Origin of the sequence: Deinococcus aestuarii (genome assembly GCF_018863415.1) — a bacterium.
In the GTDB taxonomy this organism is placed as follows: Bacteria; Deinococcota; Deinococci; order Deinococcales; family Deinococcaceae; genus Deinococcus; species Deinococcus aestuarii.
This window is the reverse complement of record NZ_JAHKSN010000028.1, coordinates 36,983-61,017: the sequence shown is the minus strand read 5'-3', so window position 1 is coordinate 61,017 and position 24,035 is coordinate 36,983. Positions and strand designations below refer to the sequence as shown.

Sequence of the window (24,035 nt, the reverse complement as noted above, 5' to 3'; positions counted from 1 at the left end):
TCGGCTGAGCAGAGACTTCGAGGGACGACCTCAGACCACCGAAGCCTGGTGCTATCTCGCCAATATTCGCCTCATGCTTCGCCGTCTTGATCCCTGCTGACACCCTTTTCAAACACGCTCTCAGGGCGGACAGGCGGAGGCGCGGGCAAGCGCCGAACTCGCCCGCAACCTGATCGGCCTGGCGCGGGACTCGATGGGGCGGCATCCCGAGGTGGAGTTGCCGGTGGACAACGTGGCCCGCAGCCTGGGCTACGCCTTCGCCTCGCTGTACCAGGTGGCCCTCGCCCAGCCGGGGCACGCGCTGGAGGCGAAGCCAGGCCAACTTGGCGGGAAGGTGGACTATGTGGGCAACTTCCGGCGCAAGATGGCCCTGGCGCTCGCCTCCAGCCCCGGCTTCGCGGACCTCGGCGACGCCGACAAGCAGATGTACAGCGAGCTGCTGCTCTACCTGTCCACCTTTCCCACGGTGCTCTATCTGGACGCGCAGGAGAGCAAGCAGGTCGAGGTGCAGCAGCTCGCCGTCGACCTGGCCCGGAGCTTGTTCCAGACCCTCTTCGGAACGCGTGTCCAGGAGTTCGACTTCCGCCCGCTCGAGGGGGGCTGACCCCGGGGCGCGGACCGGCGCGCCGCGGGCGGAGGGTTGGGCCCCACAGGAGGCCCGGGGGTGGACCCGCCCACTTCAACGGAAGGGACGTGCGGCGTCTCCATCGGCTGCTCGTGATCGTCAGGTGGCAAGGGTGCGGCCGGGCGCCCCTGGTCTCCCCCGGGGAGGATTCCCGGGTCTTGGCTCCACCCCGGGGTGCTCCACGCCCTGAGCGGTGTAGGGGCACTGGAGAACGTGCGGTGACCCTCTCTCCACCGTGAGCCGCCCCCTCCTCTCCCCCACCCGGTTCTCGGCGCGTGTACGGTCCGGCCGGGAAGAAGACCCGGGCCCAGGACGCCCCGGCTCCCGACGGGGTGGTGCCCCTCCGCCTCGGTCGGCGGCGAGGGGACAGCCACGACGAACCCAACGTCGCCCGCCTCTCCCTGATGGGTGACCAGTCGCGGGTACCCGCCGACTCCACCTCCCGGACCCGGGCGCACTGGGCGGGCGAGCGGACCGTCACCGTGACCCGCACGGCCCTGACCGGCCACGTGGTGCGGCTCCACCGACTGAACCCTGGCCCGGTGGAGGACGTGACCCGGGGGACCACGGAGCTGACCCACCAGAGGTGGAGCAGCCTCCCGCACCGCCGCAGAGGAAGGCAGGGCGCGGAGGGTGCTTTCTACGCGGCAAAATTCCGGCAAAGAGGCCGCTGCCCCGGCCCGGAACGTTCCCGACGTTCTGCATCCGGAGACGAACGGCGGGGTTCTGGTGGCGGACCGCGGATACCTCCCCGGTCTGCGGCTGGCCGGAGCCGTGCTTTCCTTGTGAGGGGTGGTTCGACCCCGCCGGGGGTCGGCAGGCGACCCACATCGACGTGGCCCGCTTTACCGTGCAGGAACTGGAGGAGCACCGCGGGTCGCACGCCGCCCCGACCCTCGCCCAGTGAGGAGTCGGGCCGTCCTATTGCGGACGGTTGCGCCCGCGCTCGCCCTGGGAGACCTCCACCCGGAAGCCGTCCGGGTCGCGCAGGACCATCACCCGCTCCCAGGGCCGGTCATGCGGCGGTTTCTCGACCGGGATGCCCGCCTGTTGCATCCAGGCGTACAGGCCGTCCAGGTCCCCGGTGCTCAGCTCCACGTGGATGCCGTCGCGGACCCTCGGCGCGTCCTCGCCCTTGTGCCGCTGGAGGCCGATGGTCCCGCCGTCGATCCTGAGAAGCGCGAAGCCCTTGCCCGAGGGGTCGGTGAGTTCGACGCTGAAGCCCAGCCGGGTGTAAAAGGCGACGGACACCGCCACGTCGGCGACGGGCAGGCTCAGGCCGTCCATGCGGAGGGGGACGGGAAAGTCAGAGGTGATCATCAGAACAGGTGCTCCTTAGAAGAAGGTGGGGCCGACGCGGAGACACTGTTCCCCCGCGTCAGCGGCTGGGATCAGCGGACGTGGCTGAAACTCGCCCGCACTTCCTGAACGAACAGCTCCGGCTGCTCCAGCGCCGCGAAGTGCCCGCCCCGGTCCAGCTCGTTGAAGTGGATGACGTGGCTGTAGCGGCGTTCGGCCCAGCGCTTTGACGTGCGGATGATCTCGCGGGGAAACATGCTGAACCCCGCCGGAACGGTGATCTTCTCGGGAGAGGGTGGTCCCGCCCTTCCGGCCTGCGCCGCTTCCCAGTACAGCCGCGCAGACGAGGCACCGGTGCTGGGCAGCCAGTAGAGCATGATGTCGTCGAGCAGCTCGTCGAGGCTGAACACCGCCTCCGCGTTCCCCCCGCTGTCGGACACGTCCTGAGACATCGCGTAGATCCACGACGCCAGCCCCACCGGGGAATCTGCGAGCGAGTACCCGATGGTCTGCGGGCGCGTGGCCTGCTCCTTGGCATAGCCGGAGAGCACGTCCGCGTAATACCGGGCGCTGGCGATCATCGCCTGTTCTTCCGGGGTCGCCTCGGCTACCTCCTGCGGGGTCGGCTGGAACATCACGAAGTTGAAGTGCAGCCCCACACATCCCGCCGGGGCCAGGCGCCCGATGGCCGCGGTGACCGCGCTGCCCCAGTCCCCGCCCTGGGCCCCCCAGCGCCCATAGCCGAGGCGGTCCATCAGGGTGATCCAGGCCCGGGCAATGCGCGGGACCCCCCAGCCGGTCCCGGTCGGCTTCCCCGAGAACCCGAAGCCGGGCAGCGAGGGGATGACCAGGTGAAAGGCCTGCCGAGGGTCGCCCCCGTGGGCCGCCGGGTCGGTGAGCGGGCCGACCACCTTGCGGAACTCCAGCACCGAACCGGGCCAGCCGTGCGTCATGAGCAGGGGCAGCGCGCCTTGCTCGGGCGAGCGGACGTGCAGGAAATGAAGGTCCAGCCCGTCGATGGTGGTGCGGAACTGGCCCAGGCCGTTGAGCAGGGCTTCGCAGCGTCGCCAGTCGTAGCGGTGCTGCCAGTGCTCGATCAGCGCCTGAACCTTCGCCAACTGGGGGCCCTGGCTGGTGTCGGGCACGGTTTCCTGTTCCGGCCAGCGGGTCCGGGCCAGACGGGCGCGCAGATCGGCGAGGTGTTCCTCGGGAATGGCGAGGTGAAACGGTTCGATCAGGGTCGTCGGTTCGATGGAAGTGGTCATCCGGCCTCCGGGGAGAGATGGGGTGAATGGGGCGGCGCGTCAGCCGCTGGTGGTCTCAGCGGCCCGGTCTTCGCGCAGCACGTCCGGCCCGTGGACGAGGTGCATGCCGACTTCCCGGAAAAGCTGCTGGGCCTTTTCCATCTGATCGGGACTGACCGGAGGGTGCGGATGGGGCGGCGGGAGGGTGCGCGCCCCGGCGGGTTCGCCCAGTTCGGTGATCACCCGCTCGAAGCCCGCCGGGGTGTAGGAGTTGAGCAGGGTCGCCGTCTCGGAATCCACCCGGAAGGAGTGGACCGTGCCCCGCGGAATCAGGACGAACGATCCTGCCGTGGCCCGGAGTTCCTGGCCGTCCGCCAGGTAGGTGATCTCGCCCTCCAGAACGTAGAACTGCTCGTCCTGGTCGTGGAAGTGGGGTGTGGGACCAGAGCCGCGGGGGCACAGTTCCCATATCAGGGAGTACGTTCCTCCCGTCTGCTCCCCGGTGGTGAGCATGGCCCACAGGATGCCGACCTGCCAGTACGCGGGGGCGTCCTGAAGGGTGGTGAGGGAGGGTGTGGCGCGGACCTGCTCGTTCATGGCGCTTCTCCTTCAAGACGAACGCCCCTCCGTGAAGGTCGGACCGTCCTATATCGAAACGAAATAGTTTCGATACGGAACCGTATCGTATGGAATGCTATGCTGTCAAGCATGACGGCCTCCCCACGCCCTGCCGGTCGCCCGCTGGACACGGGCGTTCGAGCCGCCCTACTGCGGGCCACGCAGGACCTCCTGATCGAGGAGGGCTACGAGCGGCTGACCTGTGACGCCGTGGCCCGGCGTTGTGGATCGAGCAAGGCAACGATCTACCGGCGCTGGCCGGGCAAGCTGGCGCTCGTGATCGCGGCGGCCCAGGAACTCTTCCCAGTGCCCGAGATCCCGGACACCGGGGACCTGCGGGAGGACCTCCTGGCGTGCGGGCGGGCGTACCTCCAGGAGGATGGCCGCAGCCAACAGGTGCTGACCAGCCTGCACACGGCGGCCAGACACGACCTGGAGTTACGGTCCGCCGCGCGGGCGGCGCTGGGCTCCCCCGTGGACCGGCTGTTCAGCGATGTGCTGACCCGCGCTGCCGCCAGGGGCCTGGTCCCGGCAGGCGTGGACCTCGGCATCCTCGCTGAGGTCTTTCCGGGGATCGCCTTTCACCGTGCGGCGGCCCTCGGTCTGCCCGTGGACGATCCCCTGATCCTGCGCGTGGTCGATCAGGTCCTGCTGCCCGCCCTGCGCCACGCCTGAGAGACAGGCCAACATTCTGCACGCGCCCGTCCTGATCACGCCAAGATTTCCGGGCCTTGTCCTATCACGACAATGACGACATTCCTCCGGTAAGAAGCCTTGGAGGAGAAAGTGTTGAGAGGACGAGTGATGAACACGAGCCGCAGGTCCACTGTCTGAAGCCCTCTGCTTCACACCTATTGGCGGAACGGCTTGGAGAAAGGATGACAGCCGTCAAGGGAACACTTGAGGAAGGGGTCCGCGCGTTCCCGGCCGATCTCGAACACGCCAACCGCGGCGTCAGCACCGTGCGCGCCTGCCGGTCCGACCTCTCTAACCCGTCACCAGCGGCGCGGCGGTGTCCAGGACAACCTACACCCCACTGGCGAACTGCGGTAGGCCAGGGAAAAGAGCGTCTGGAACGCCCTCTTCCCGTGACACACGCCGTGGCGATCCGCGACCGGAACACCCCAGGAGACTTCACCGAGGCCCCGCGGAGTTCTTCGGGTGTTCCGCGGGCTGAGGAGAGGACGGCGTTCCCTCCCACTGGCGTTGGAGCAACACCACCTGACCCCGGTGGTAGGCGATGTGCCGCAACTGACGCGCCAGCAAGTCACTGAGCGCCCGCTCACCAAATGGGGTTTGCATCCGGTACTCCGGCGCGAACGCCTGCTCGGGAAGGCGTGAGTACCCCTCGCGGGATTGTGCTAAGGCCGCTTCAAGCGCCGTCAGAACAAGGCCTTGTGGACTCGCCTCGTTGACCGCCGTTTCCCCCTGAAGGGCCTGGGTCCAGGGTTCGTTCTCCCACCCGAGGTAGGCATACTTCGCCTTCGGCCCACCCCCTTGTTCTTCCGGGAGGTAGAGGCGGGTCCAGTCGAGGATGTGCAGGGCGATCCAGGCGGCCGAATGTCCACCACAGGGAGAACGGAGCGAAAACCTCTCCTCCGGGATTTCCTGCAAGGCCATCAGAAACACCTGATGCTCCGTCTCGAATTGTTGAAGCAGGAACGTCTTGATACTCATGGTCTCCTCCTTGAAGTTTCCCGGGCGTTTGAGGCCCGCCAGGACTTGAGAGGCGCGGGCTGACTTTGACGTGTTCGGTGAGGTCACTCCACCGCTGCGTTCAGGACCCGCCGTGGGCGGGCCTGCCTTGCCATCGCCTGCCCGATGGCGACGCTGCCCACGATGGACGGCACGGCGATGTAGAGGGCGAACAGCACCGCGCCGTCCCCAAGCGGCTGGACGTTGACCAGAAAGGCCGTCCACGCCGCGATGTACGACGAGCCCATCAGGTTGATGTGACGGCGGAGCCACAGGCCAGCCGCTTCCGCCTGTCCCTCTGAGCGCGCCCGCAACGAACGGCGCAACGCCCCCCAGCCGCCCAGCACCCAGAACAGGATCAGCACGCCGATGGTGAGCAGGAGCCAATTCCCCTGCCGCAGCGAGAGGGGGAGGGACAGGAGGCCCATGCCCACCATGCTCACGGTGTACCCCCGGCCGATCAGACGGTGCCAGCGCGAGTTCCGGCCGAACTTGGGCAGGAAGATGGCGAAGGCGCCGAGGAGGAAGCCCCCCATTCCAAAGACGATGTGTGCCGCGCGCAGAAGGGCGTGAACAACTTCGGGCATGGTCATTCCTCCGGTGGGGTGTAGTCCCGCAACCTGGCCTCGATGAGACCGAGTTGTTCACGCAACGCGAGAAGTTGCGTGGCTTCGATAGTGCCGAGCGTGTAATCGGCCAGGCCGACGGCGCGCGGAACAGCACGCTGGAGCAGGTCCCCTCCTTCCCGGGTGAGGGCGAGCCGGTGAGAACGGCGGTCCTCACCGGGGCGGCGCTCGATCAGGCCGCGTTCCACCAGCGCGTTCCCCAGGACGGAGACGGTGGCGCGTTCGATCAGCAGGTGGTCGGCCAGGACCGAGGGGGCGATGCCCTGTGCTCCTCCCTCCTCCCAGATGGCGAGCAACAGGCGGAACTGGGCCTGCGTGAGACCGAGCGCGGCGAAGTGCTGGTCGAAGCCGGTCGCCATCTTGGTGCCGATCCGCATCAGCGCGGTACAGAGGCGGGAGGTCAGCAGATCATCCATATAGTTAGCTTTATAACCGTTAGGTCTCTAGTCGTATGTAATCTGACCCATAGCGCTGAGCGGTGGACGATGAAGGGCGGGGGTTCGATGGCTCGCTTGTCCACCCACGAGGAGACGTTTTTCTCCACGACCCATCGGGCGACCTCCCGGACACCACCCGCCTGAGAGAGGATGACGACGGACCGAGCTGTCCCAGTGGTAGGACGGGTGGACCGGGACGTCTCCCCGGTCGCGTCAGGCCCGGCACGCGCGGGCGCAGCTCGGCCTCTTCCTGATCTGCGGGCCAAAACGCTTCCGGGAGGGTCGGCGGCTGGTGCTGGAGGCGCGGCGTGGGGGCAGTCCGCTGGCAAACGATTTCTACACGACGATCCCGGGGGGGGTTGAACCTGCCGCTGGGCGTGCTGGCGTTGGTGCGGTGAGACGAGACGCGGGTACCCGGGTACTCCCGACCAACCGCGTGCCCGCCCCTGAGGTCCCGCGCCTCCCCCCCATGTTGATGGCGGCCCGCTTTCCCGCGCTGGTAGGGTTGACGCCATGAGCCTGACGGGGCTGCTCAAAACGAGCCCGGACCTGCGCGACCTGCTCGACGCGGCCCTGAAGCCCGCCCCGGCGCTGCGCGTACCGCCCCCACAGGTGCCTCGGCTCTGCGCGCCCGACCGGGCGAACGTGGTGGGGACGGCCAACGACTACGCGCTGCGCTGGCGCCTCGAACGGTATTACCGCATCAGGGGCGTGCCGGTCGTCCTGGGTCCCTGGGTGGCTGAACATGGGGCGCAGCTCTCCCGGATGGGTTCGGTCGGTGCGGAGGCGGGCCCACTCGTGCAGAACCTCCTCGACGAGGGGCGGCGGGCCCACGCGCGCTTTGTCGGCGGGGACGAAAAGTATCTGAGCGCCGAGTCGTGCCGGGCCCTGCTCGGCCTCGCCGCGCTCGACTTTATCTACCGCCAGGGGGACGCCTCGGTCGTGTTCGCCGGGGTGCCAAAAGAGGATGTTCAGGACCTGATGGGGCTCGCGCGGGTGCGCGACGAGGCGCTGCTGGGCGGGGCCGGGCGGGTGGTCCTCAACCCGCACTTCGGCCAAGCCTCGGAGCTGGTGGGCGGCGCCGACGCCGATTTCCTGCTCGACGGCCTGCTGGTAGACCTCAAGACCGTGCTGCGGCCAAACCTCACCGCCGAGGTGCGCCGTCAACTGCTGGGGTACGTGGTGTGCTGGCAGCTCAACGGGGAGCGGGTGAACGAGGATCTGGCCGTGCGGCTGGAGGAGGTGGGCGTGTGTTTTGGGCGTCATGGGTACACCGTGCGGGAGGGGCTGGAGGAGCTGACCGACGTGGCCCACCTCCCACGTCTCGCCCGCGAGTTCAAGACGCTCGTGCGAGGGGTGGGACGAGGGCGCGGCGGTGTCTCCACCGTCAGACCCCAGACGTCCCCATCACCACGCCGGAAGACGGGCCAGTGAGGGGCCCGTAAGAACAGGCGTGGCACGATGCCAGCCCATGCGACGGATCATGCCTTTTCGGCAGAGAGAGGTTTGGCGCCGATCCCGTCGGTCCCGCCTCACCCCGGAACAGGCCGGGGGCAGGTCGCCTTCAGGAGACCTTTCCGAACGGGAACATCAGATTCGGTGGGGGCGCGTCCTCCTTCGGGTCCGGAAGATCACCCGGGCGCTCGTGGTACGGCCAGGCGTCGTCGGCATCCGCCGGGGGTCGGGGCCGGGCGACGTGGGGTTCGAGCATCAGGGCCAGCGTCTCCCAGTCGGGCGCGGGGGCCGCGGCCCGCAGCGCCCCGTGCACGGTCCGCAGCCGCTCGGCAGCGCGCCCCTCATCCCCGCCCCGAAGGTCATCCGCCGCCTCCCCCAGGGCGTACAGCAGGGTGGCGATATGGTCGTGATTGCTCATGTGGTGATTTCCGTTCCGGTTCTCCCCAGCCTGCCCCAGGCCCAGAGGTGGCTTCTCCACTCAACCCATTGTCCAGTAATGCAGTATTTACTGCATTACTGATCTACGCCTGAGATGGCATTTCTCCCTGGGCAGGATGCATTCAATGGGACGGCCACGGCACTTGCAGGAGGCTTGCGGGATTCGGAAAGCCAGGTTTTCCCATCCGGGTGGCCCCTCTCGGGCGCCTGCCGGGCAACGTTGCGGGATTCCGGGAAGGCGATAGGACACGTTGCGGCCCCGCCCCTCGCGTCCCAGGATGCCGAGTTCGACCAGGCGACTCAGGTCGAGCGCGGCGGTGCGGTCGGACGCGCCGGTCCATTCGCGGTACCCGGCGTTGGTGCTCCGGGCATGTGCTTGCAGGGAGGTGAGGGCTTGGCCCTGCCGCTCTTTGAAGCGCGCGAGCAGTTCGGGCAGGAAGGGATCCCGCCGCAAGGTCACGCGCAACCCGCCGCCGTCCTCCGCAAAGGTGGGTGCGGGAAGCCCCGCCTGGCGGGCCGCCCCGATCATGCGGGTGGTGCCAGTGCCCCAGCGCTCCACCAAGCCGGCCAGGTGAAAGGCGTCCGCGAATTGCAGGTTGCGCCGCCGGGAGGGGTGGCCGGGTTCCAGAAGTCCAGGACGTCCTCATGCACCCGGATCCGGGTGCGACCGCCGCTGAGATAGTCACGGTGGATCAGGGCGTTGACCAGGGCCTCGCGCAGGGCGGGAAGCGAATACGGCCAGACCTCGGCCCGCTGCACCCGCTCCAGCAGGCCGAAGTCTCCCCTCCCCTCCAGCGCGGCGCGGTCCCCGATCTCGTACCCCACTCCCAGGAAGACCCGCAGCGCCTCCAGGGTCTCCCCCACCTGCTCGACGAGCGGCCCGCCGATGACCTCCTGCTGAAAGATTCGCCCGCCTCTGAACTGCGCGATCTGCACCCTGCTCCTGCCCGCCGGGCCCTGCGGACGGCTCCCAAACAGCAGCAGGGCCGTCCGGGTGGGCTAGCCCTCGCGGACCAGGTTCAGGTTCTCCAGCACCCGCTGGGGCGTCACCCGCCGAGGCGTGGGGCAGGCAGGACCCGGCGAGCCGCAGGGAAGCGATCAGTGCCTCCGGCGAGGGGCGCGGGTGATGGCCGCCCACGCTGAATGGGAGGCCGCCCTGCCGGGCGTCCCAGCTTTGCCCGCTGACCTCCAGCGACCGCCGGGCGATCTCGTCCGGTGTCATTTCACGGTTGGAGCCGCCCACCCGCATGAAGGAGCGGCTCTGGTAGGCCACCAGGGTGGGGGACGGCCGAACGCTCAGGGTCAGAACCGTCTGCCCGTTCGGGGCGGGCACGCGCCGGACCTCCGGGGTCAGCCGCAGGGTGTCCACCACGCTGCTCACGATCCGCAACTCCTCCAGGTCGCTGGGGTCGGAACTCCCCACCGTCACCCCGTCGTTCTCGACCCCTAGGACCAGGGTGCCGCCCCGGGTGTTGGCGAAGGCGGCCAGCGCCCGAAGGCACGGCTGCGGGCCCGACCAATCACGCTTGAGGTCCAGGGTGTCACCCTCGACCAGGGGGAGGCTCAGGACCGAGGCGCCCCCAGACTTGATGCCGGCCCACAGCCCCAGAACTACGCGTTCAAGTATTGAAGTAACTCAGCAAAGCAGTACCTCAGCCGCGAAGTGTTTCAACCGGATCCAACATCGAACCCTCAGTCCTTGCTGATTGCAGTAAGGACTGCATTCCTGACTCCAGTATCGGTATGGAGCAGGGCGAGCAGGGCGCGCATGACCTCGCTGGCGTCGGCGTCCGCCTCCAGGGCGAAGCGCTTGAGATTCTTGTGCTGCTCGGGCTCCAGGTCGAGGGTGTAGCGCACCCGGCGCACCCGTGGCGGGGTGGGGGGCGGGGCCGGGGTATCCGACACCTGTGGGGCGGTCTCCGGCGAGGTGCTCACCGGCTTCTCCCGGGTGGTGGTGGCCCGCATCCGGCTCAGGACGTCGCTGGGTTTGCTCTTCGTCATGGCTGTGACACCCTGCCTTTCAGTTCCTGAAGCACGTCCGCGTACTCGCCCAGGTCATCCGCGAGGGCCAGGCCGAAGCCGTTGGCGTACCCCTCGCGCAGGGAGACCTCAGCGCCCAGGACATTCAGGCCCAATTCGAGCAGCACCTCGCGGGCGGCACGGGAGCTGCGGGTCCCCCGGCGCACGCGGGTGAGTAAGCACAGCACCTGCGGCTCGTGCAGCCCCTCCAGCTCCGCCAGCACCTCCAGGGTGGGACGCAGGCGGTCGAGGTCCATCAGGCTGGGAGGAATCGGGATGAGGACGGTCTCCGAGGCCAGCATCGCGCTGCGGGTGATCGCCAGCTCCCCGGGTGGGGTGTCGATCACCACGTGGGCGTACCCCTCGGCGAGCTGGGGCACCCGGCGGTGGAGGTCCCGCACCGGCGCGGCCACCACCGGCAGGGGGAAGTTCCCGGCGGTCTCACTCCACGACAGGGCCGAGCCCTGTGGGTCGGCGTCGATGAGCAAGGTCCGGCCCGAGGCCGCCAGGGCGTTTGCCAGGTACACGGCGGTCGTGGTCTTGCCCGACCCGCCCTTGAGGTTGGCGACGGTGAGTTTCATGACCCCTCCTGCAAGTGCGGCAGAATGCCAGGGGAGGCCACGCCCGGCGATCCACTCACCCACGCCCCCCCTGTCGATGGCCCCTCGTGGGCTGTGATGCGCCGCGTCTTCACTCGCGGGTCCGATAGACACGGCCAGTGCTGAATCACGCAAACACTGTACCACTCAAGTACGGAAATCAGCGGCAGTGCAAGTAAGTATTGCAGTATTTAAGTAGAGCAGCAGCTTGAATCTGGCGGTGGGGCTGAGCGCCCGAGGACACCGGGGGGATGGGTGGTCTCACCCGGCAGGCGTTGGACGCTGCCCCGGAGAGGAGTCGCCTGGAAGGACGAAGGGGTGGAGTGGCTCAAGTCCCCCGCCGTCATTCCACTGGAACACCTGTTGTTCCGGAGCCAGGCCACGGGCCGTGGGCACCGCCCCGCGGTCTTCAGCATTCAAGGAAGTCAGTATAGGTGTAATTACTGCATTACTGTTTCCGCCCGCGCTGAGGTCTCTGGGCCTGGACTCATCCGCCGTCCCACCGCCCAGGCGTGGGGGTGGAGCCCTGAAGCCCGGGATGCCCAGACGCTGTGAGATGTTCGGACGGCCAGCACACCCGAGGTGCCAGACCGAGAGGGGAGAGGGGCAGACCTCAGGTTGAGAAACGTTGTGCAAGCGGGCCATCGGCTTGCCGCCTCCGCCATGTGGCGCTGTCGCCGCAAGGCTTTCTCCGGGTAGCCTGCCACTCGGAGCCGCTCATGACCCGCCTCAAATACCCCCGCACCCCCCACCTGCCCTGGTCCCCTGGCGCGAGTCAGGACGACACCCGCATGGCGGACGTCCACAGCTTCGAGGGTCAGGAGGTGGTCGTGACCGAGAAGCTTGATGGCGAGAACACGACGCTCTACCGGGATGGCCTGCATGCCCGCTCCCTCGACCCCTGCCCCCACCCGTCCCGCGACTGGGTGAAAGGCCTTCAGGGCCGCATCGGGTACCTGATTCCCGAAGGTTGGCGGGTCTGCGGGGAGAACCTGTATGCCCGGCACTCGCTCGCCTACGAGGACCTGGAGTCGTACTTCTCCCTCTTCAGCGTCTGGGACGACACCAACACCTGCCTCGGCTGGGACGAGACCCGGCCGTGGGCCCGGGAATTGGACGTGCCAACGCCGCAGGAGCTGTACCGGGGGCCCTGGGACGAACGGGTGATCCGGGGCATCCAGGTGGCCGAGCGGGAGATGGAGGGGTACGTCGTGCGCACCACGGAAGGCTTTCCCTTCGCCGAGTTCGCCTCGCACGTCGCGAAGTGGGTGCGGGCCGATCACGTGCAGACGGACGAGCACTGGCTGCACCAGGCCGTTGTTTCGAACCGGCTGAGGGGGCAGGGATGAGGCCCTTCCTGCAACAGATTCAGGCGGGAGCACGGCCCGACTTCCCGGCCTTCGTGGAGGCGCTGGGTGACGTGCTGCCCCTGCTCGCCGAGCTGCGCCGCACGCCCCAGGACCCGGCGTGGCACGGGGAAGGCGACGTCGCCACCCACGCGGGCCTGGTGCTGGCCGAGACCTACGACCTCGCCGACCGGGAAGGGCTCGGGCCGGACGACCGGCTGGGGCTGGTCCTCGCCGCCGCGTTGCACGACCTGGGCAAGGCGCTGACCACCCGGCGGGCCGAGGATGCCGCAGGGGAGAGCCGCATCATCTCCCCACGTCACGCCGACCGGGGCCGCTCCTACCTGGCGTACCGACTTCCTGAACTGGGGTTGCCGTATCCGGTCATCCACGCCGTCATGGCGCTCGTCGGACACCATCATGACCTCGGGCGCACCCTGGAGTCTGGGAGCGAGCGGGCGTACCGGCGGCTGGCCCGACAGGTAAACCTGCCCCTGCTCTATCTGCTGGAGGTCGCCGACACCCGGGGCCGCCTCGCCGCCGACCGCACCTCGAAGCTGGAGGACCTGGACCTTTTCCGGCTGGGCGCCGAGGAGTACGGTGTCTGGAACAACCCGGACCCCTACCGGGAGTGGGCCGAGATCATCGACGGGGACCTCGCCGTTTTTCCCCCGGCGTACCGGGATCTGGTGCGCGAGGGGGGCATCCTCGACTACGAGGCGGGGCTGATCCAGACCTCCCACGAGGCCATCGCCCGGGGGTACGCCGCCAGGGCGGGCTTCCCCCAGCTCGTGGTGACCTGCGGACCCAGCGGCTCGGGGAAGAGCGCCTGGGTGGCCGAGCACCTGCCCGACTACGACGTGGTGTCCCTCGACCTGCTGCGGGAGGAACTGGCCGGGAAGCGGGCGGACCAGAGCGTGAACGGGCGGGTCTTGCAGGAGGCGAAGGAGCGGCTGAAAGCGTCGCTGCGCGCGAAACGTCGGGTGATGTGGGACGCGACGAATACCCGGCGGGACTTCCGGGGCATTCCGCTGCGCCTGGGCTTCGACTACGGGGCGCTGACGACGCTGGCGGTGTTCCAGCCGCCTCTGAGTACGGTCTTCGAGCGCAACCCGGCGAGAACCCACGCCGTCCCCGCCCATGTGGTGGCGAGTCAGGTGGAAAACGCCGAGTTCCCGTACCTTACGGAAGTCCACCGCACCCTCGTGCTCGACGAGTTCCTGCGCCCGGTGGCCGCGCGGGGGATGGGCCCCGTCAACTTCGGCGGATGGCCGCAGGGAGACATTCTTTAGGAGGCGCCTCCAGGCCACTGGCGGCTGCCGGCCGGGACCGTGTTCCCAGCCGGGACGTGACGCTGAACGCCCGGCCGTCACCGGGGAGCGACGGGGAGGCGCTGGTGACCGGCCACACCGGGTCGCTCTCCTCGTGGGGACGACCGGCGATGGCCGCTCGCTGGGGCACCCCCTCCTCGCTCCGGGCGGCCTGTCTGTTCAGACCCCTGAACCCGAGCGTGCAGTCAGGCTGAGTCCGGGTTGCTCCGAACAGGGAAGCGGGGCCAGGAAGCTTCCGTTTGGTCACCGTCTTCCCACCCGAGGTTCCAGAACCCCTGATGGAGGAAAGCGGTTATCGCAGCCGGGTAGGGACCTGGAGGTCGCAGATGGTAAAATCCGCGCCCTTGCTGGCCCGCGCCGCGTTGATCATGGCCTGAAACGCTGGACTGGTGGTGTCCATCGCCTCGACGACCGGGCGTTCGGCCTCGGGAAGATCGGCGGCGACGCGGACCTTGCGCATGATGTCCGGGCTCGCGGGCGGTTCCCCCACGTTCAAAGCACCGATAACCTCCTGTCCGATCACGGTGTTGCCCCAGACCGTGTATTGCAGGTCCAGACGGCGTGAGGACGCGCCGCGCATAAAGAAGATCTCGCTGTTGGCGCTGTCCGGGGCCTCTCCCCGTCCCATCCCTGCCACGCCAGGACAGTAGGCGCCCCACACCTGAACGTTGGGCACGGCACGCCGTTTCGTTTCCGTGTTCGAGGCCGTCTGGACCGGAAGGGTTCCCAGGAAGCCCGTGTTGGCATCGGCGCTGCTGCTGACGAGGGTCAGGGGGGTCCCGTCCGGGATGCGTGCAGAGAACTCGGGGGGGAGATTCGGGTACTGGGACGTTCCGCCGTCCTTGTTGTTCGGGTTCCCCGTCTGGGCGACAAAGAGGTCAATCACGCGGTGGAACTGCAACCCGTCGTAGACCCCCTCCCGGGCGAGCCGTTTGACGCGCTCGACCGCTTGTGGGGCCAGCTCAGGATGCATCTCGACGAGCATGCGCCCCTTCGAAGTGTCGATGACCAGCAGGTTGTCAGGACTGAGGGTTCGCCACGCTGCCGCTGGAGTGGTGGTCTGTGAAGGAGCACAGGCACCAAGAAGGCCCAGGCAGGTCAGGCAAAGAAGCTGTTTCATGTCGAGGTTCACTCTTCGCCCCCCGCCCTTCTCCCGTCAAGCGTCAGCCCGGGCGAGGGGACCGGCCCAGGTTCGGGGTGAGCTTGCCTGCGCGCCGGTCGTGGCCGTGTCAACGGGACCTGTCGTCGCGCTGGCGGTGGAGGGTGGGAGGGCTTCACCTCCTTCGGACGTTGAGCACAACGGCTGGCCGACCCGATGATCCAGATGCTGTCTGAGCAGGCCAGTGAGAGGTTCGACGTCCGTGGGCTCGGCCTCTCGTGACGCGAGATGGAAGGATTCGCCCTCAGGGGAGGCGGACGGGGCAGGCGCCCGGTCGGTGGCATGACCGCCCCGGGCCGGGCCAACCAGCCTCCTTTTTGCGACCTGTCCTTCGTCCCGCGTCTGGCCGCAAAAGGTCCGCACGCCTGAGCACGTTCCTCACCTGCACGGCCGTCCACGCCTGACCCGGCCGGGTGCGGTGGCCCTCCTCGCGGAGGGTCTGGGCCACCGCCCGCAGGGAGTTCCCGCCCCGCCGCATCGGGCGGATGTCCCCCGCCACCTTGCCGCAGGCCTCGACTAAGGTTGCCCGCCGCGCACCTGAACGGGGAGACCTGCTGCCGTCCACGCCTTGATCCCACCGTCCAGGTGCGCCACATCGGTGTACCCCATCTGTTGGAGCAGGTCCGCCGCCAGGGCGGAGCGGCCACCGGACGCACAATGCAGGATCATCCGCCGGGACGGGTCAAACTCTTGACGGTGGTACGGGCTGGTCGGGTCGGCCCAGAACTCCAGCATGCCGCGCGGCGCGCTGACCGCCCCGGGAATCACGCCCGTCTGCTCCTGCTCCCCGGGCTCGCGCAGATCCACCAGCACCACCTGCCCCCGCTCAAGTTCGGCCGCGACCTCGGCGGCCGTCAGGCTCTGGACACGTTGCTTGGCCTCCTGCACCAGTTGAGCTGCGGTTTTCATGGCGCGCCCTTCCTTTTCGACGCCGGAACGCTCCAACGCAGGCCGTCACCCGGGTGGCCCCGACGTCGTGAATGCGCCGCCCGGTGACAGGAGCAGCGTAACACGCCCCTCCCTCGGGGGAATTGGAGACAAGGCAGCTTACGTGGCCGCTCCAGTCCAACTTGGCGACCATGCCCGCGGTGATTCCGCACCGGGACGGCCACGCGACAGGGATAAGGATGGGGGGCACGACAGGGTGATGGTGACCGTCAGGGTCCACTCATCTGCGCCGCTCGTTCTCCCAGACCTTGGGGGTTCCTCCTGCTCCGATTTAGCCTCCTGGGCTTGGCCCCCATCCCGCCGGGGAGTCTTTCTGCCAAGGACCTCTGGCAACAGGGGAGGGGGCGCCAGGTGGCCGGGGACGGCCTCGTCACCTCGGGAAAGGCTCGACGAACTCTGCGTCCAGCCCGTTTTCGGGGTGCTCGGGGTCCCCCCCCGGGTTCCATGCGAGCCGCTGCCGCCACACCCCCAGCACCTCCGCGCGGGTCTCATCGTGACAGCCGAGGTCGTCCGCCCGCTTCGTCCGGGTGGGGAGGTCAGGGCTAACCGGCCCCCGCCCTGGTCCTGACGGTACGCGGCATGAAGCAGGTCGGCGAGTTCGAACGGGGAGGGGAGAGGGTGACTTGCGGCGGGTGGTCTTCCGAGTGCTGGGGGTGGCCTTCGTGCCTGCGCCCTTCCCCCGGGCGGTCTGTGCCCGCGTCTTGCCGAGCGTCTGTCCCTTCTCGAAGCTGGCCTGCATCCGGCGCCGGGGTCCGTCGGTGAACCTTGAGGTGGGCTGGGCCGCGGATGAGCCCAAGGCCTGCCGGTAGTCGCGCAGGGCGGCGTGGACCCCAGGCCCGTCGCCCAATCTCCGGCACAGGGCGATAACCGCCTGATGGGCCTCCTCGGACGGCGGATCGAGCCGCAGGGCGCGCCGGTGGTGGGCCAGCGCCTCCCCCGGCGAGGCCGCCTCGACCTGTCGTCCAGCCGCCCACCCACACCCCCTGCGCCCACTCGCCGCGCACCCCCGGCAGGAAGGTCAGGTCGTCGCCAGGGCCCGGCCAGGACGCAAAGGGCGGGGTGGGTCAGAGGCCTCCAGGACGTCTGCGACATCGACCCGCACGAGCGAGCGCCCATGCAGGCGATAGCGGTCGCACTCGCGTGGAAGCGGCTGGGTCAGGGGCTCCGCGCGCAAGCCTCGCGCAAGACCCGCAGGGCGCGCCGAAAAGAGCCCCGGTGCTGGTCATGCGCTGAGCCGGACGTCGGCGGGCCAGCCCAGCCCGGTCCATCCCAAGGGGAACGCCTGGCGGGACCGTCTCCCATCACGCCGTCAGGATAGGGAATACCTCCGAGGGCGCACGGAGCCCGCGGGTGGCCCCTTTAAGGACTCGCCCCGGGGGAGGCGGACGGCGTGCCCTGGGCTGCGGCGCCCAGAAGCCCATCGAGCGTGTCCAGGGTTCACCCGCCACTGGGGGACGGTTGCAGGGGCAGGGTGCGCTCGGTCGGCTCCTCGGTCCTCGCGGTGGCCTGCACCACCCGCACCGTCATGACCGGCACCGTCGCCCCGCGCACGACCGCCTCCGCCACCGAGCCCAGCACCAGGTGTGCCAGGCCACGCCGCCCGTGCGTCCCCATCACGATCAGGTCCGCCCCCAGAATTTCTTCGGCGGGCACACCGGTCACCACCTGCCTGGTTTCGTTCGCCTCCAGGTGGCGTTCCAGCTCATCCCGGGCGAGGTCGGCGCCGCTGTGTGCTGGACGGCCCGAGTCGAGCAGGTCGCGGGCGCTGGCGGCGGAGTCACGGCGGGAGTCCGCCACGTACGGCAGGTGGCGGTGGGCCCCCGGGAAGTGGGTGCGGGCCGTGTCGAGGACGTGGGTGGCGGGGTCGAGAAATCCAGCGGCACCAACATACGCCCGAACATCCTGGGCTCCTTGGGGTCTCGGTGAAGGGAGCAGACGCGGGGCCGGGAGCGGAAGCGGTCGGCTCCGGAGGTCTGGATGCCCGTTGCCCCTCGCTTCAGGCCATCCTCCCCGGCCCTCACCCTCCTCGTCCTCCCGCCCCTTGCCGCGGCGCAGTCCGCCCCTGCTCCGGCCAAGCCCACGCCGTGGATCATGACGGGCGTGGTGCGCAACGCTGCGGGGACTTCGACATGAGTGTCCTCGCCCGGACGGACCAGCAGGGGCGCTACCGCCCCGAACGGCCGCACCTCCCCGTTGCTCTTAACGTTAAGAGCGCCTCGCCTTTTTGCCCTGTTGTCCAGTGAACACCCCCTCCAGTTCGGAGAGCAGGTGCCGCACCTGGTTGCGTTGCTCCTCGCCGAGGCGGGCCATCGTCCGCTGATCGAGCAGGCTCCGCACGCGGTCAAGCTGGTCCTTTTCTACGGGGGCTGGTCGCGCGGCGGCGGTGATTTCACGGACACCGAGGTCCTCATCCAGGGTCCGCTGTGTAAGGGTCTCGCGAAGCTGCCGGTCCTTGAGACGGGCCAGCGCCGCCGCCCGGGTGTACTCCAACTTCCCCTGCCGCATCAGGTCGAGCAGCTCCGCGGGAAAACGGAGCACGCCCGCCTTGTTGGAGGCGAAGGAGCGCCAGGAACTCCGGCCGAGCCGCGCGAAGACCTGGTCCAGTTGCGCCACCACCTCGGGCTGGGGCGCCCGGCGCTGGGCGTGCAGCAGGGGCAAGACTCCATCCACCGTGACCCCGAGCTGTCGTGAAACGATGGTGAGGGTCGCCTCGACCTCATCCAGCGGATTGAGGTCTTCCCGCTGCAAGTTCTCCAACGCCGCCATCAGGTCGGCTTCCTCGTCCGAGACCTGCCGCACGGTCGCGGGGATCTCGGTCAACCCCGCCAGCCGGGCGGCGCGGACCCGCCGTTCCCCCGCAATCAACTCGTACGCCCCGTCCACCTCGCGCAGCAGCACCGGCTGGAGGACTCCCTGTTCACGCACGCTCTGTGCCAGGGAGGCCAGCGACGTCTCATCGAAGAAGCGTCGCGGTTGGCCGGAGCGCAGGGTGATCCAGTCCAGGGCGACCGGCTGCACGGCGGGCGACCGGTCCTCCACCGCGCCGAGCAGCGAGCCGAAGGCGTCGGCCCGGCTCCTCCTGGCGGTCCTAGGCATGGGCGCTCACCCCCAGGGCCGCGAGGAGTTGTTCGGTCGCCAGCATGATTTCCCCCACCGCCGGGCTGCGGTGGGAGTAGGCGGGCAGCGGCTCCCCGTGCAGTTGCGAATCCGGGTACAGGGCGGGCCGATACGCCAGGGGCGCGCTGATGGGCGCGAGGTGGCCGAAGCCCGCCCGCAGTTGAGCCAGGCTCTCCCGGCTGTGGTTGGTCGTGTCGTTGTACTGCGTCACCAGGATCATGGCGAGGGTCAGCTCCGGGTTGGCCTTGCGGAAGCGCGCCAGCATCTGGACCACCGTCTGGAGGCCCTTGAGCCCCTTGCCGCTCGCGGGGACCGGCACCACCACGTAGCGGGCGGCGATCACCGCGAGCGCGCTGAGCTGACCCAGGCTCGGGGGTGGATCGATCAGCACGAAGTCGTACCGTCCCGTCAGGGATCGCAGGGCCTCCTTGAGGCGCAGCACGCCCATCAACTGCCCCGGCAAGACCGGCTCGATGGTGGCGACGTCCAGGTGGCCGGGGATCAGGTCGAGACCGTGCGCACGCACGGGTTCGGGCAACGCGTACTCCGCATCGTCGTCCCCGAGCACGGCCGGGTACAGCGTGTCGCCAAGTTCGACGTCACGGGAGACGCCATCCCGGTCGATCCTGCGCACACCCAGCCAGTCGGTGAGGTTGGCCTGCGGGTCAGCGTCGATCAGGAGCACGCGGTGGCCGAGCTGAGCCAGCGTGAACCCGATGTCGCGCACGCTGCTGGTCTTGCCCACGCCGCCCGCATGGTTGAAAAACGTGATGACCTTCATAGCTGGGGCCATGCTACCCCGCCGGGAGTCGGTCCCGCGGGCCTTCCCCCATTCGTAACGGCAGGCTAGGGGCGGGCGTCCAGGAGGGTCTTGACCTGCCGGGCGGTCTCCGCCCGGTCTTCCTGAGGGCGGCCCAGCAACCGGGCGTGCAGGTCTTGCAGGGTGACCAGCGGCAGGCGCGCGAGGTCCTCCTTGCGCACCCCCTCACCCATCAGCAGAAACGCGAGGGTCCGCGCGAGGTCCTCGGCGGAGGGCGCGCGCATGACCTCATCCGGCGCCCGCATATCCTGTCTGACCCGCACCTGTGCGCGCTCGCGGCCCTCCTCCACCACCCTCGGCGCCTGGGTGCCCTCGGGCCACGCGTACTTGCCGTTGCCATACGAGCGCACCACGTCGAGCACGAAGCCGACGTAATTCTGCGGCGCGTAGCCGCGCTCCACGATCGCCCGCGCCTGTCTGACCCCGTCACGCACGTGCTCCGGATAGTCGAGCGCCACCTTCTTGGCCGCCACGATGGGTACCCTCATGGCGACGAGCAGCGCGACGAGTTCGGCATCGGGCTCCGGGACGGCCTGCCCGAACACGTAGCTCACCACCTGTTTCTTTCCCCGCCCGGTGATCGAGACCTCGCGCAGGTACTTGGCGCCTAGGAGGTCGTCGTGAATGGGCTCGAGCGTGCGGCGAATCTTGTCCGGCTTGTCGCTGGCGATCCCGCAGCGCTGGGCGAGCTCCATCAGGTTGATCTGGAAACTCGCGGCGCGCGACTGGTGCTGGACGGGATCGTGCCGCAAGGCGTCGAGCACCCGGTACGCGGCGCGCGCCGGCTGCCCGAGCTGCCGCAGCAGGGTGCTGCTTACGGGTTTGAAATACCCGTTGCGGATATTGCGCGTGAGTTCTCGCGGCAGGGTGACCGCGATCAGCTTGGCCCCCTCGGTGTCCCGGCGGGCCCGGGTGAATACCAGCTTCTCGATCAGCCGGAACCCGGCCGTAACCCAGTCGTCGTCCTCGTGGCTGCGCCAGGCGCCGCTGATCCAGTACTGCGTGGCACTGAGCCGCTCCAGGCTCTCGCGCATCATCCGGCGGTTGGCGCCGCTGTCGTCCAACCCGCACATTTGCAGCAACCGGTACATCGTGAAGCCGAAGCGCCCGTCTTCCGGGCAACCGTGTTCAATGTAGAGCTCCTGCAACGCCAGGTAGGAGTCGTTGTCGATGCCGTGGGGCACCCCATACTTCTGCGCGCCGTTGCACTCGATCTCTCCCGGAACCCCAGCCCGTTCGAAGGCCACCTTCCAGGAGGCGTAGTCCGGCGCGATCTTGCGCTGAATCGAGATCAGCCCGAGTTGCCCCACGTTGAGGTCCTCGCGAAGCATCATCTCCTGCTCGGGCTGCTTGACCACGCATCCTCCAGAACGTCTTAGTGTAGCCCCCACCAGGGTCCTTCGCCACACCGTTGTGAATGGGGGAAGAGCGCGGACCCCACCCCGTTCCGAATGGGGGATTTTGCCTTTTTGTCCGCGCCAGAACGTCGTTTGTGCTGTTTCCTTCCACACCCCGTTGCGAATGGGGGGAAGCTGGGTGTGGGTCCCGTTATCAATGGGGGATTTGGGAGGCCTGAGCCGTTACGAATGGGGGAAATGGACCCGTTACGAATGGGGGAAATGGACCGTTATGAATGGGGGGAAATGGAGCTATTACCCCGTCATGAATGGGGGGAAAAAGGGGAACGATACCGGTATGAATGGGGGATTTTCCCGTTACGAAAGGGGGGAAATCCCGGTAAAACGCCGTGCTGGACACGACGGCCCCGCCCGCTGATGATGTTTCGTATCAAAGTAGTAAAACAATCAAACAAAGAGATTCATCATTCACGCCCGCTTGTTCCGGCGGCTCTGGGGTCCTGGAAGTGCTGGTCTCAGTGGACCGACCTGTAAGGAAGGGGGACATCGGCAGGGGAGGGGAGACCGGGGAAGGCTGTTCGCACAGTTGACCCGCCCCGGTGGACCGGGAGTTGAGCGGCCCGCGACGCCTGCTCGAACCCGGTGGGGCTGAGGGGCCCAGCGGCGAGTGCCGACGGTCCGTGTTGTCGAACAGCTTCAAGGAGCGGAATGGGCCGACCTGACCTGCCGCCGCGTCTCGTCTACCGGGTCCGCGACCCCTTCCCGCTTGAGACGGGCAGAAGAACGCCTCCCACTTCGGCGCATCGAGCGCGGCGACCCGCCCCGCCGGACACCTCCTGCGCGGGGACTGATCTGAAGCCTCAGCAGGTCCAGGGCGCGCGGGCGGATTGGCCGGAAGTGACGAGGCTCACCGGCCGGCGGGATGACGACGGGATGCTCGGCGCTGGATTCCACTGGACAAAAGGTGCCTGGGAGAGGGGTGTCGCCTCTGCGCGGGCCTCGGCCCGGGACTTCGGCGACCGCCCTGACATCCTGTCCCAGCAGGTGGGTGCTCAGCCCAGTGACCACCAGTTGACTGTCGGGGCCTTGGTGAGAGCCGTTTGCCCTGGTTGCCGGCCGAGGCTGGAATCGTCAGGCTCATGGCGCCTCAGGGTGGTCTGTGGCAGGCCGCTGGCCCGGGCCAGGTCAGCGACATTGAGGAGCCCTGGGGACCGGGCGGCCGGCTGGGTGAGCAGGTTCGGCGACTGCGGGAGGCCCTCGACCCGGGCCAGCTCCTGCACATCGCGGGTGAGGAGGGGAGACCTGAAGAACGCCCGGCGGCGGGCCTCACCTGAGCCAGGTGGTTCTGAAGCCCAGGTAGCTGGTGTTCGGGAAGTGCTAGTACCCCTGCACCCGGCGGCTCGCCGCCTCGTACTGGGTGCTGGAGTACAGGAAGACCATCGGGCTGAGGTCGACCAGCCGACGCTGCACCTGCGCGTAGATGGCTTTTCTGGCCGCCGCCCCGCTGGTCTGTCGCCCCTGATCGAGCAGCCGGTCCAGCCCGGCGTCCTTGAAGTTCGTGAGGTTCCCACCGCTGTCCGACGCGAACGGCGTGTACAGGTAATCGTCCGGGTCGCCCTGTCCGCTCTCGCCCAGGATGGTGGCCGTGTAGTTTTTCTTCAGGATGTCCGGCAGGTACACGCTCCACTCGAGCGCCGTGATGTTGACCCTGATCCCCAGGGGCGCGAGCTGCGCTTGGATGATCTCGGCGGGCGTGCGCAGGAAGTCGTAGGTGCTCGTGACCTTGAGGTCGAGCGTGAAGCCGCTTCCGTAGCCCGCCTCGCGCAGCAGGGCCCGGGCCCGTTCCAGGTCGGGTTTGCCGTAGCTGGCGTCCGGTGCGGCGTAGTAGCTGCCGTTCGGCAGCGGAGTGCCGCGCGAGGGGAGCCCGCCCGTGCCCAGCAGGGCCACGTCCACGATCTCCTGGTTGTTGACGGCGTAGGAGATGGCCCGGCGCACCCGCGGGTCGTCGAGGAACTTTTGCGCCACATTGAAAAACAGCGCCCGGTAGTTCGCGCTCGGCCCGCCCAGCACGCTCACCTGCGGGTTGGCCTGGAGCGTCTTGATGTCCGTGGCGGGCACGTACTCGATCCAGTCGACCGTGTTCGTCCGCAGGGCCGTGACCCGCGCCGTGGGGTCGGGGAGGTAGGTGTAGGTGATGCCGTTCAGGTAGGGGAGCCGGTTGCCCCTCGCGTCCCGGCCCCAGAAGGTGGGGTTTTTTCTCGGCACCATGCGCGTCTGCGGCACGTCCTCCACGAAGGTGAAAGGACACGTCCCGACGGGCCTGGTGTTCAGCGTGGCCGCCGCCTCCCTCGGCACGATGACGTTCAGGCTGAAGGCGAGTTTGCTCAGGAGCGGGGAAAAGGGCTTGCTGAGCGTGACGACGACCGTGTTCCTGCTGGGCGCGGTCACCGACTTCACGAGTTCGAAGTCGCCGCCGCGCGGGGATTTCGTGGCCGGGTTCTTGATTCGGCCCAGGGAATACACCACGTCGCTCGCCTCCAGCGCGCGGCCGTTGTGAAAGCGCACGCCGTTCCGGAGCGTGAAGGTCCAGGTCAGCCCATTCGGGCTCGCCGTCCAGCGGGTCGCCGACACTCACCGGCGCTCCAGCAGCACGTAACTCAGCGTGATGTCCTCCAGCACGACGGCGCGGTGTCGTTCCCCGGCGGGAATGAAGGTCACGTCCCCGGCCTGGATCAGGAACTCACGGTCGCCGCTGACGGCCCGCATCACGCCGCTGTGGATAAAGGAGAGTTCGTCCTCCGCGTGCTGGGTCTCCGGCGGGACCGTTCGGAGGTGCCTCACCGAGGCGGGCAGGGCCTGAAAGCGGCGTTGGCCGTCATGAACGTCGAGCCTTTCCATGAA

The 24,035-nt window shown here is 68.5% G+C and carries 26 protein-coding genes and 1 pseudogene; 6 read left to right on the top strand and 21 right to left on the bottom strand.

Annotation, left to right across the window (positions count from 1 at the left end):
• Positions 1 to 193 precede the first annotated feature (193 nt).
• Positions 194 to 604, top strand: coding sequence for a DUF6683 family protein (locus tag IC605_RS22285; protein ID WP_216329111.1), 411 nt, complete (start codon positions 194 to 196; stop codon positions 602 to 604).
• Between the two features lie 942 nt (positions 605 to 1,546).
• On the opposite strand, the gene IC605_RS22280 is transcribed toward IC605_RS22285, so the two are convergent.
• From IC605_RS22280 to IC605_RS22270, 3 genes are all read right to left on the bottom strand, one after another.
• Positions 1,547 to 1,945 carry a VOC family protein gene (locus IC605_RS22280; protein WP_216329109.1) on the bottom strand — a complete coding sequence of 133 codons (399 nt, stop codon included), beginning with the start codon at positions 1,943 to 1,945 and terminating at the stop codon, positions 1,547 to 1,549.
• A 71-nt stretch (positions 1,946 to 2,016) separates the two neighbouring features.
• Positions 2,017 to 3,189, bottom strand: a complete 1,173-nt coding sequence (locus IC605_RS22275; protein ID WP_216329107.1) for an epoxide hydrolase family protein — start codon at positions 3,187 to 3,189, stop codon at positions 2,017 to 2,019.
• Between the two features lie 39 nt (positions 3,190 to 3,228).
• Positions 3,229 to 3,765, bottom strand: a complete 537-nt coding sequence (locus IC605_RS22270; protein WP_216329104.1) for a cupin domain-containing protein — start codon at positions 3,763 to 3,765, stop codon at positions 3,229 to 3,231.
• Between the two features lie 111 nt (positions 3,766 to 3,876).
• Between IC605_RS22270 and IC605_RS22265 the strand changes: the two genes are divergently transcribed.
• Positions 3,877 to 4,461, top strand: coding sequence for a TetR/AcrR family transcriptional regulator (locus tag IC605_RS22265; protein ID WP_216329102.1), 585 nt, complete (start codon positions 3,877 to 3,879; stop codon positions 4,459 to 4,461).
• A gap of 459 nt (positions 4,462 to 4,920) precedes the next feature.
• Here IC605_RS22265 and IC605_RS22260 read toward each other — a convergent pair whose 3' ends face one another.
• The 3 genes from IC605_RS22260 to IC605_RS22250 all read right to left on the bottom strand — a co-directional run bounded on the left by IC605_RS22260 (position 4,921) and on the right by IC605_RS22250 (position 6,523).
• On the bottom strand, positions 4,921 to 5,463 hold the full coding sequence (locus IC605_RS22260) for a DinB family protein (RefSeq protein WP_216329100.1): 543 nt from the start codon (positions 5,461 to 5,463) through the stop codon (positions 4,921 to 4,923).
• Positions 5,464 to 5,546: 83 nt separating this feature from the next.
• Positions 5,547 to 6,068, bottom strand: coding sequence for a DUF2306 domain-containing protein (locus IC605_RS22255; RefSeq protein ID WP_216329098.1), 522 nt, complete (start codon positions 6,066 to 6,068; stop codon positions 5,547 to 5,549).
• Positions 6,069 to 6,070: 2 nt separating this feature from the next.
• Positions 6,071 to 6,523: a MarR family winged helix-turn-helix transcriptional regulator gene (locus IC605_RS22250; protein ID WP_216329096.1), complete on the bottom strand. Its 453-nt coding sequence runs from the start codon at positions 6,521 to 6,523 to the stop codon at positions 6,071 to 6,073.
• Between the two features lie 534 nt (positions 6,524 to 7,057).
• Between IC605_RS22250 and IC605_RS22245 the strand changes: the two genes are divergently transcribed.
• Positions 7,058 to 7,978 (top strand): hypothetical protein, encoded by a 921-nt coding sequence (locus tag IC605_RS22245; protein WP_216329094.1) that lies wholly within the window; start codon positions 7,058 to 7,060, stop codon positions 7,976 to 7,978.
• A 130-nt stretch (positions 7,979 to 8,108) separates the two neighbouring features.
• On the opposite strand, the gene IC605_RS22240 is transcribed toward IC605_RS22245, so the two are convergent.
• The 6 genes and pseudogenes from IC605_RS22240 to IC605_RS22220 form a co-directional block, all read right to left on the bottom strand.
• Complete coding sequence (locus IC605_RS22240; RefSeq protein WP_216329092.1) at positions 8,109 to 8,417, bottom strand: hypothetical protein; 309 nt, start codon at positions 8,415 to 8,417, stop codon at positions 8,109 to 8,111.
• 87 nt (positions 8,418 to 8,504) lie between these two features.
• The gene (locus IC605_RS22235) at positions 8,505 to 8,996 is read right to left on the bottom strand and encodes a hypothetical protein (RefSeq protein ID WP_343216692.1); all 492 of its coding nucleotides are present in this window, start codon (positions 8,994 to 8,996) and stop codon (positions 8,505 to 8,507) included.
• On the bottom strand, positions 8,963 to 9,373 hold the full coding sequence (locus IC605_RS24905; RefSeq protein WP_246581175.1) for a hypothetical protein: 411 nt from the start codon (positions 9,371 to 9,373) through the stop codon (positions 8,963 to 8,965). The genes IC605_RS22235 and IC605_RS24905 overlap by 34 nt, the downstream gene beginning before the upstream one ends.
• A 292-nt stretch (positions 9,374 to 9,665) precedes the next feature.
• Positions 9,666 to 9,974 (bottom strand): annotated as a pseudogene (locus IC605_RS25640) (AlbA family DNA-binding domain-containing protein); the annotation flags it as partial.
• Positions 9,975 to 10,129: 155 nt separating this feature from the next.
• Positions 10,130 to 10,438: a hypothetical protein gene (locus IC605_RS22225; protein ID WP_216329090.1), complete on the bottom strand. Its 309-nt coding sequence runs from the start codon at positions 10,436 to 10,438 to the stop codon at positions 10,130 to 10,132.
• Positions 10,435 to 11,037, bottom strand: coding sequence for a ParA family protein (locus IC605_RS22220; protein ID WP_216329088.1), 603 nt, complete (start codon positions 11,035 to 11,037; stop codon positions 10,435 to 10,437). Before IC605_RS22220 ends, IC605_RS22225 begins: the two co-directional genes overlap by 4 nt.
• Before the next feature lie 737 nt (positions 11,038 to 11,774).
• On the opposite strand from IC605_RS22220, the gene IC605_RS22215 reads away from it, so the two are divergent.
• Positions 11,775 to 12,404, top strand: a complete 630-nt coding sequence (locus tag IC605_RS22215) for an RNA ligase family protein (protein WP_216329086.1) — start codon at positions 11,775 to 11,777, stop codon at positions 12,402 to 12,404.
• Positions 12,401 to 13,693 (top strand): AAA family ATPase, encoded by a 1,293-nt coding sequence (locus tag IC605_RS22210; RefSeq protein WP_216329084.1) that lies wholly within the window; start codon positions 12,401 to 12,403, stop codon positions 13,691 to 13,693. The genes IC605_RS22215 and IC605_RS22210 overlap by 4 nt, the downstream gene beginning before the upstream one ends.
• Before the next feature lie 331 nt (positions 13,694 to 14,024).
• Here IC605_RS22210 and IC605_RS22205 read toward each other — a convergent pair whose 3' ends face one another.
• The 7 genes from IC605_RS22205 to IC605_RS22180 form a co-directional block, all read right to left on the bottom strand.
• A complete protein-coding gene (locus IC605_RS22205; RefSeq protein ID WP_281416491.1) occupies positions 14,025 to 14,852 on the bottom strand; it encodes a peptidylprolyl isomerase in 828 nt (275 codons plus the stop codon).
• 283 nt (positions 14,853 to 15,135) lie between these two features.
• Positions 15,136 to 15,369, bottom strand: a complete 234-nt coding sequence (locus tag IC605_RS25635; protein ID WP_425514240.1) for a recombinase family protein — start codon at positions 15,367 to 15,369, stop codon at positions 15,136 to 15,138.
• A 38-nt stretch (positions 15,370 to 15,407) separates the two neighbouring features.
• Positions 15,408 to 15,800 carry a rhodanese-like domain-containing protein gene (locus tag IC605_RS22200; RefSeq protein WP_216329081.1) on the bottom strand — a complete coding sequence of 131 codons (393 nt, stop codon included), beginning with the start codon at positions 15,798 to 15,800 and terminating at the stop codon, positions 15,408 to 15,410.
• A 1,476-nt stretch (positions 15,801 to 17,276) separates the two neighbouring features.
• The gene (locus tag IC605_RS22195; protein WP_425514239.1) at positions 17,277 to 17,774 is read right to left on the bottom strand and encodes a universal stress protein; all 498 of its coding nucleotides are present in this window, start codon (positions 17,772 to 17,774) and stop codon (positions 17,277 to 17,279) included.
• Between the two features lie 270 nt (positions 17,775 to 18,044).
• On the bottom strand, positions 18,045 to 18,935 hold the full coding sequence (locus IC605_RS22190; protein WP_216329077.1) for a ParB/RepB/Spo0J family partition protein: 891 nt from the start codon (positions 18,933 to 18,935) through the stop codon (positions 18,045 to 18,047).
• Positions 18,928 to 19,737: a ParA family protein gene (locus IC605_RS22185; protein WP_216329075.1), complete on the bottom strand. Its 810-nt coding sequence runs from the start codon at positions 19,735 to 19,737 to the stop codon at positions 18,928 to 18,930. Before IC605_RS22185 ends, IC605_RS22190 begins: the two co-directional genes overlap by 8 nt.
• Positions 19,738 to 19,802: 65 nt before the next feature.
• Entirely contained in the window at positions 19,803 to 21,134 is a 1,332-nt protein-coding gene (locus IC605_RS22180) for a replication initiator protein A (RefSeq protein WP_216329072.1), read from the bottom strand.
• A gap of 1,139 nt (positions 21,135 to 22,273) precedes the next feature.
• Between IC605_RS22180 and IC605_RS22175 the strand changes: the two genes are divergently transcribed.
• On the top strand, positions 22,274 to 22,468 hold the full coding sequence (locus IC605_RS22175) for a hypothetical protein (RefSeq protein ID WP_216329071.1): 195 nt from the start codon (positions 22,274 to 22,276) through the stop codon (positions 22,466 to 22,468).
• A 43-nt stretch (positions 22,469 to 22,511) separates the two neighbouring features.
• Here IC605_RS22175 and IC605_RS22170 read toward each other — a convergent pair whose 3' ends face one another.
• Both IC605_RS22170 and IC605_RS22165 read right to left on the bottom strand, forming a co-directional pair.
• Positions 22,512 to 23,765, bottom strand: coding sequence for an ABC transporter substrate-binding protein (locus IC605_RS22170; protein ID WP_216329069.1), 1,254 nt, complete (start codon positions 23,763 to 23,765; stop codon positions 22,512 to 22,514).
• Positions 23,766 to 24,032, bottom strand: coding sequence for a cupin domain-containing protein (locus IC605_RS22165; RefSeq protein ID WP_216329067.1), 267 nt, complete (start codon positions 24,030 to 24,032; stop codon positions 23,766 to 23,768). It lies immediately after the preceding gene.
• Between the last annotated feature and the right edge of the window lie 3 nt (positions 24,033 to 24,035).

Coding starts and splice junctions, on each gene's coding strand:
- IC605_RS22285 (WP_216329111.1), top strand. CDS start 194: ATGGGGCGGCATCCCGAGGTGGAGTTGCCGGTGGACAACGTGGCCCGC.
- IC605_RS22280 (WP_216329109.1), bottom strand. CDS start 1,945: ATGATCACCTCTGACTTTCCCGTCCCCCTCCGCATGGACGGCCTGAGC.
- IC605_RS22275 (WP_216329107.1), bottom strand. CDS start 3,189: ATGACCACTTCCATCGAACCGACGACCCTGATCGAACCGTTTCACCTC.
- IC605_RS22270 (WP_216329104.1), bottom strand. CDS start 3,765: ATGAACGAGCAGGTCCGCGCCACACCCTCCCTCACCACCCTTCAGGAC.
- IC605_RS22265 (WP_216329102.1), top strand. CDS start 3,877: ATGACGGCCTCCCCACGCCCTGCCGGTCGCCCGCTGGACACGGGCGTT.
- IC605_RS22260 (WP_216329100.1), bottom strand. CDS start 5,463: ATGAGTATCAAGACGTTCCTGCTTCAACAATTCGAGACGGAGCATCAG.
- IC605_RS22255 (WP_216329098.1), bottom strand. CDS start 6,068: ATGCCCGAAGTTGTTCACGCCCTTCTGCGCGCGGCACACATCGTCTTT.
- IC605_RS22250 (WP_216329096.1), bottom strand. CDS start 6,523: ATGGATGATCTGCTGACCTCCCGCCTCTGTACCGCGCTGATGCGGATC.
- IC605_RS22245 (WP_216329094.1), top strand. CDS start 7,058: ATGAGCCTGACGGGGCTGCTCAAAACGAGCCCGGACCTGCGCGACCTG.
- IC605_RS22240 (WP_216329092.1), bottom strand. CDS start 8,417: ATGAGCAATCACGACCATATCGCCACCCTGCTGTACGCCCTGGGGGAG.
- IC605_RS22225 (WP_216329090.1), bottom strand. CDS start 10,438: ATGACGAAGAGCAAACCCAGCGACGTCCTGAGCCGGATGCGGGCCACC.
- IC605_RS22220 (WP_216329088.1), bottom strand. CDS start 11,037: ATGAAACTCACCGTCGCCAACCTCAAGGGCGGGTCGGGCAAGACCACG.
- IC605_RS22215 (WP_216329086.1), top strand. CDS start 11,775: ATGACCCGCCTCAAATACCCCCGCACCCCCCACCTGCCCTGGTCCCCT.
- IC605_RS22210 (WP_216329084.1), top strand. CDS start 12,401: ATGAGGCCCTTCCTGCAACAGATTCAGGCGGGAGCACGGCCCGACTTC.
- IC605_RS22205 (WP_281416491.1), bottom strand. CDS start 14,852: ATGAAACAGCTTCTTTGCCTGACCTGCCTGGGCCTTCTTGGTGCCTGT.
- IC605_RS25635 (WP_425514240.1), bottom strand. CDS start 15,369: ATGCGGCGGGGCGGGAACTCCCTGCGGGCGGTGGCCCAGACCCTCCGC.
- IC605_RS22200 (WP_216329081.1), bottom strand. CDS start 15,800: ATGAAAACCGCAGCTCAACTGGTGCAGGAGGCCAAGCAACGTGTCCAG.
- IC605_RS22190 (WP_216329077.1), bottom strand. CDS start 18,935: ATGCCTAGGACCGCCAGGAGGAGCCGGGCCGACGCCTTCGGCTCGCTG.
- IC605_RS22185 (WP_216329075.1), bottom strand. CDS start 19,737: ATGAAGGTCATCACGTTTTTCAACCATGCGGGCGGCGTGGGCAAGACC.
- IC605_RS22175 (WP_216329071.1), top strand. CDS start 22,274: ATGGCGCCTCAGGGTGGTCTGTGGCAGGCCGCTGGCCCGGGCCAGGTC.
- IC605_RS22165 (WP_216329067.1), bottom strand. CDS start 24,032: ATGGAAAGGCTCGACGTTCATGACGGCCAACGCCGCTTTCAGGCCCTG.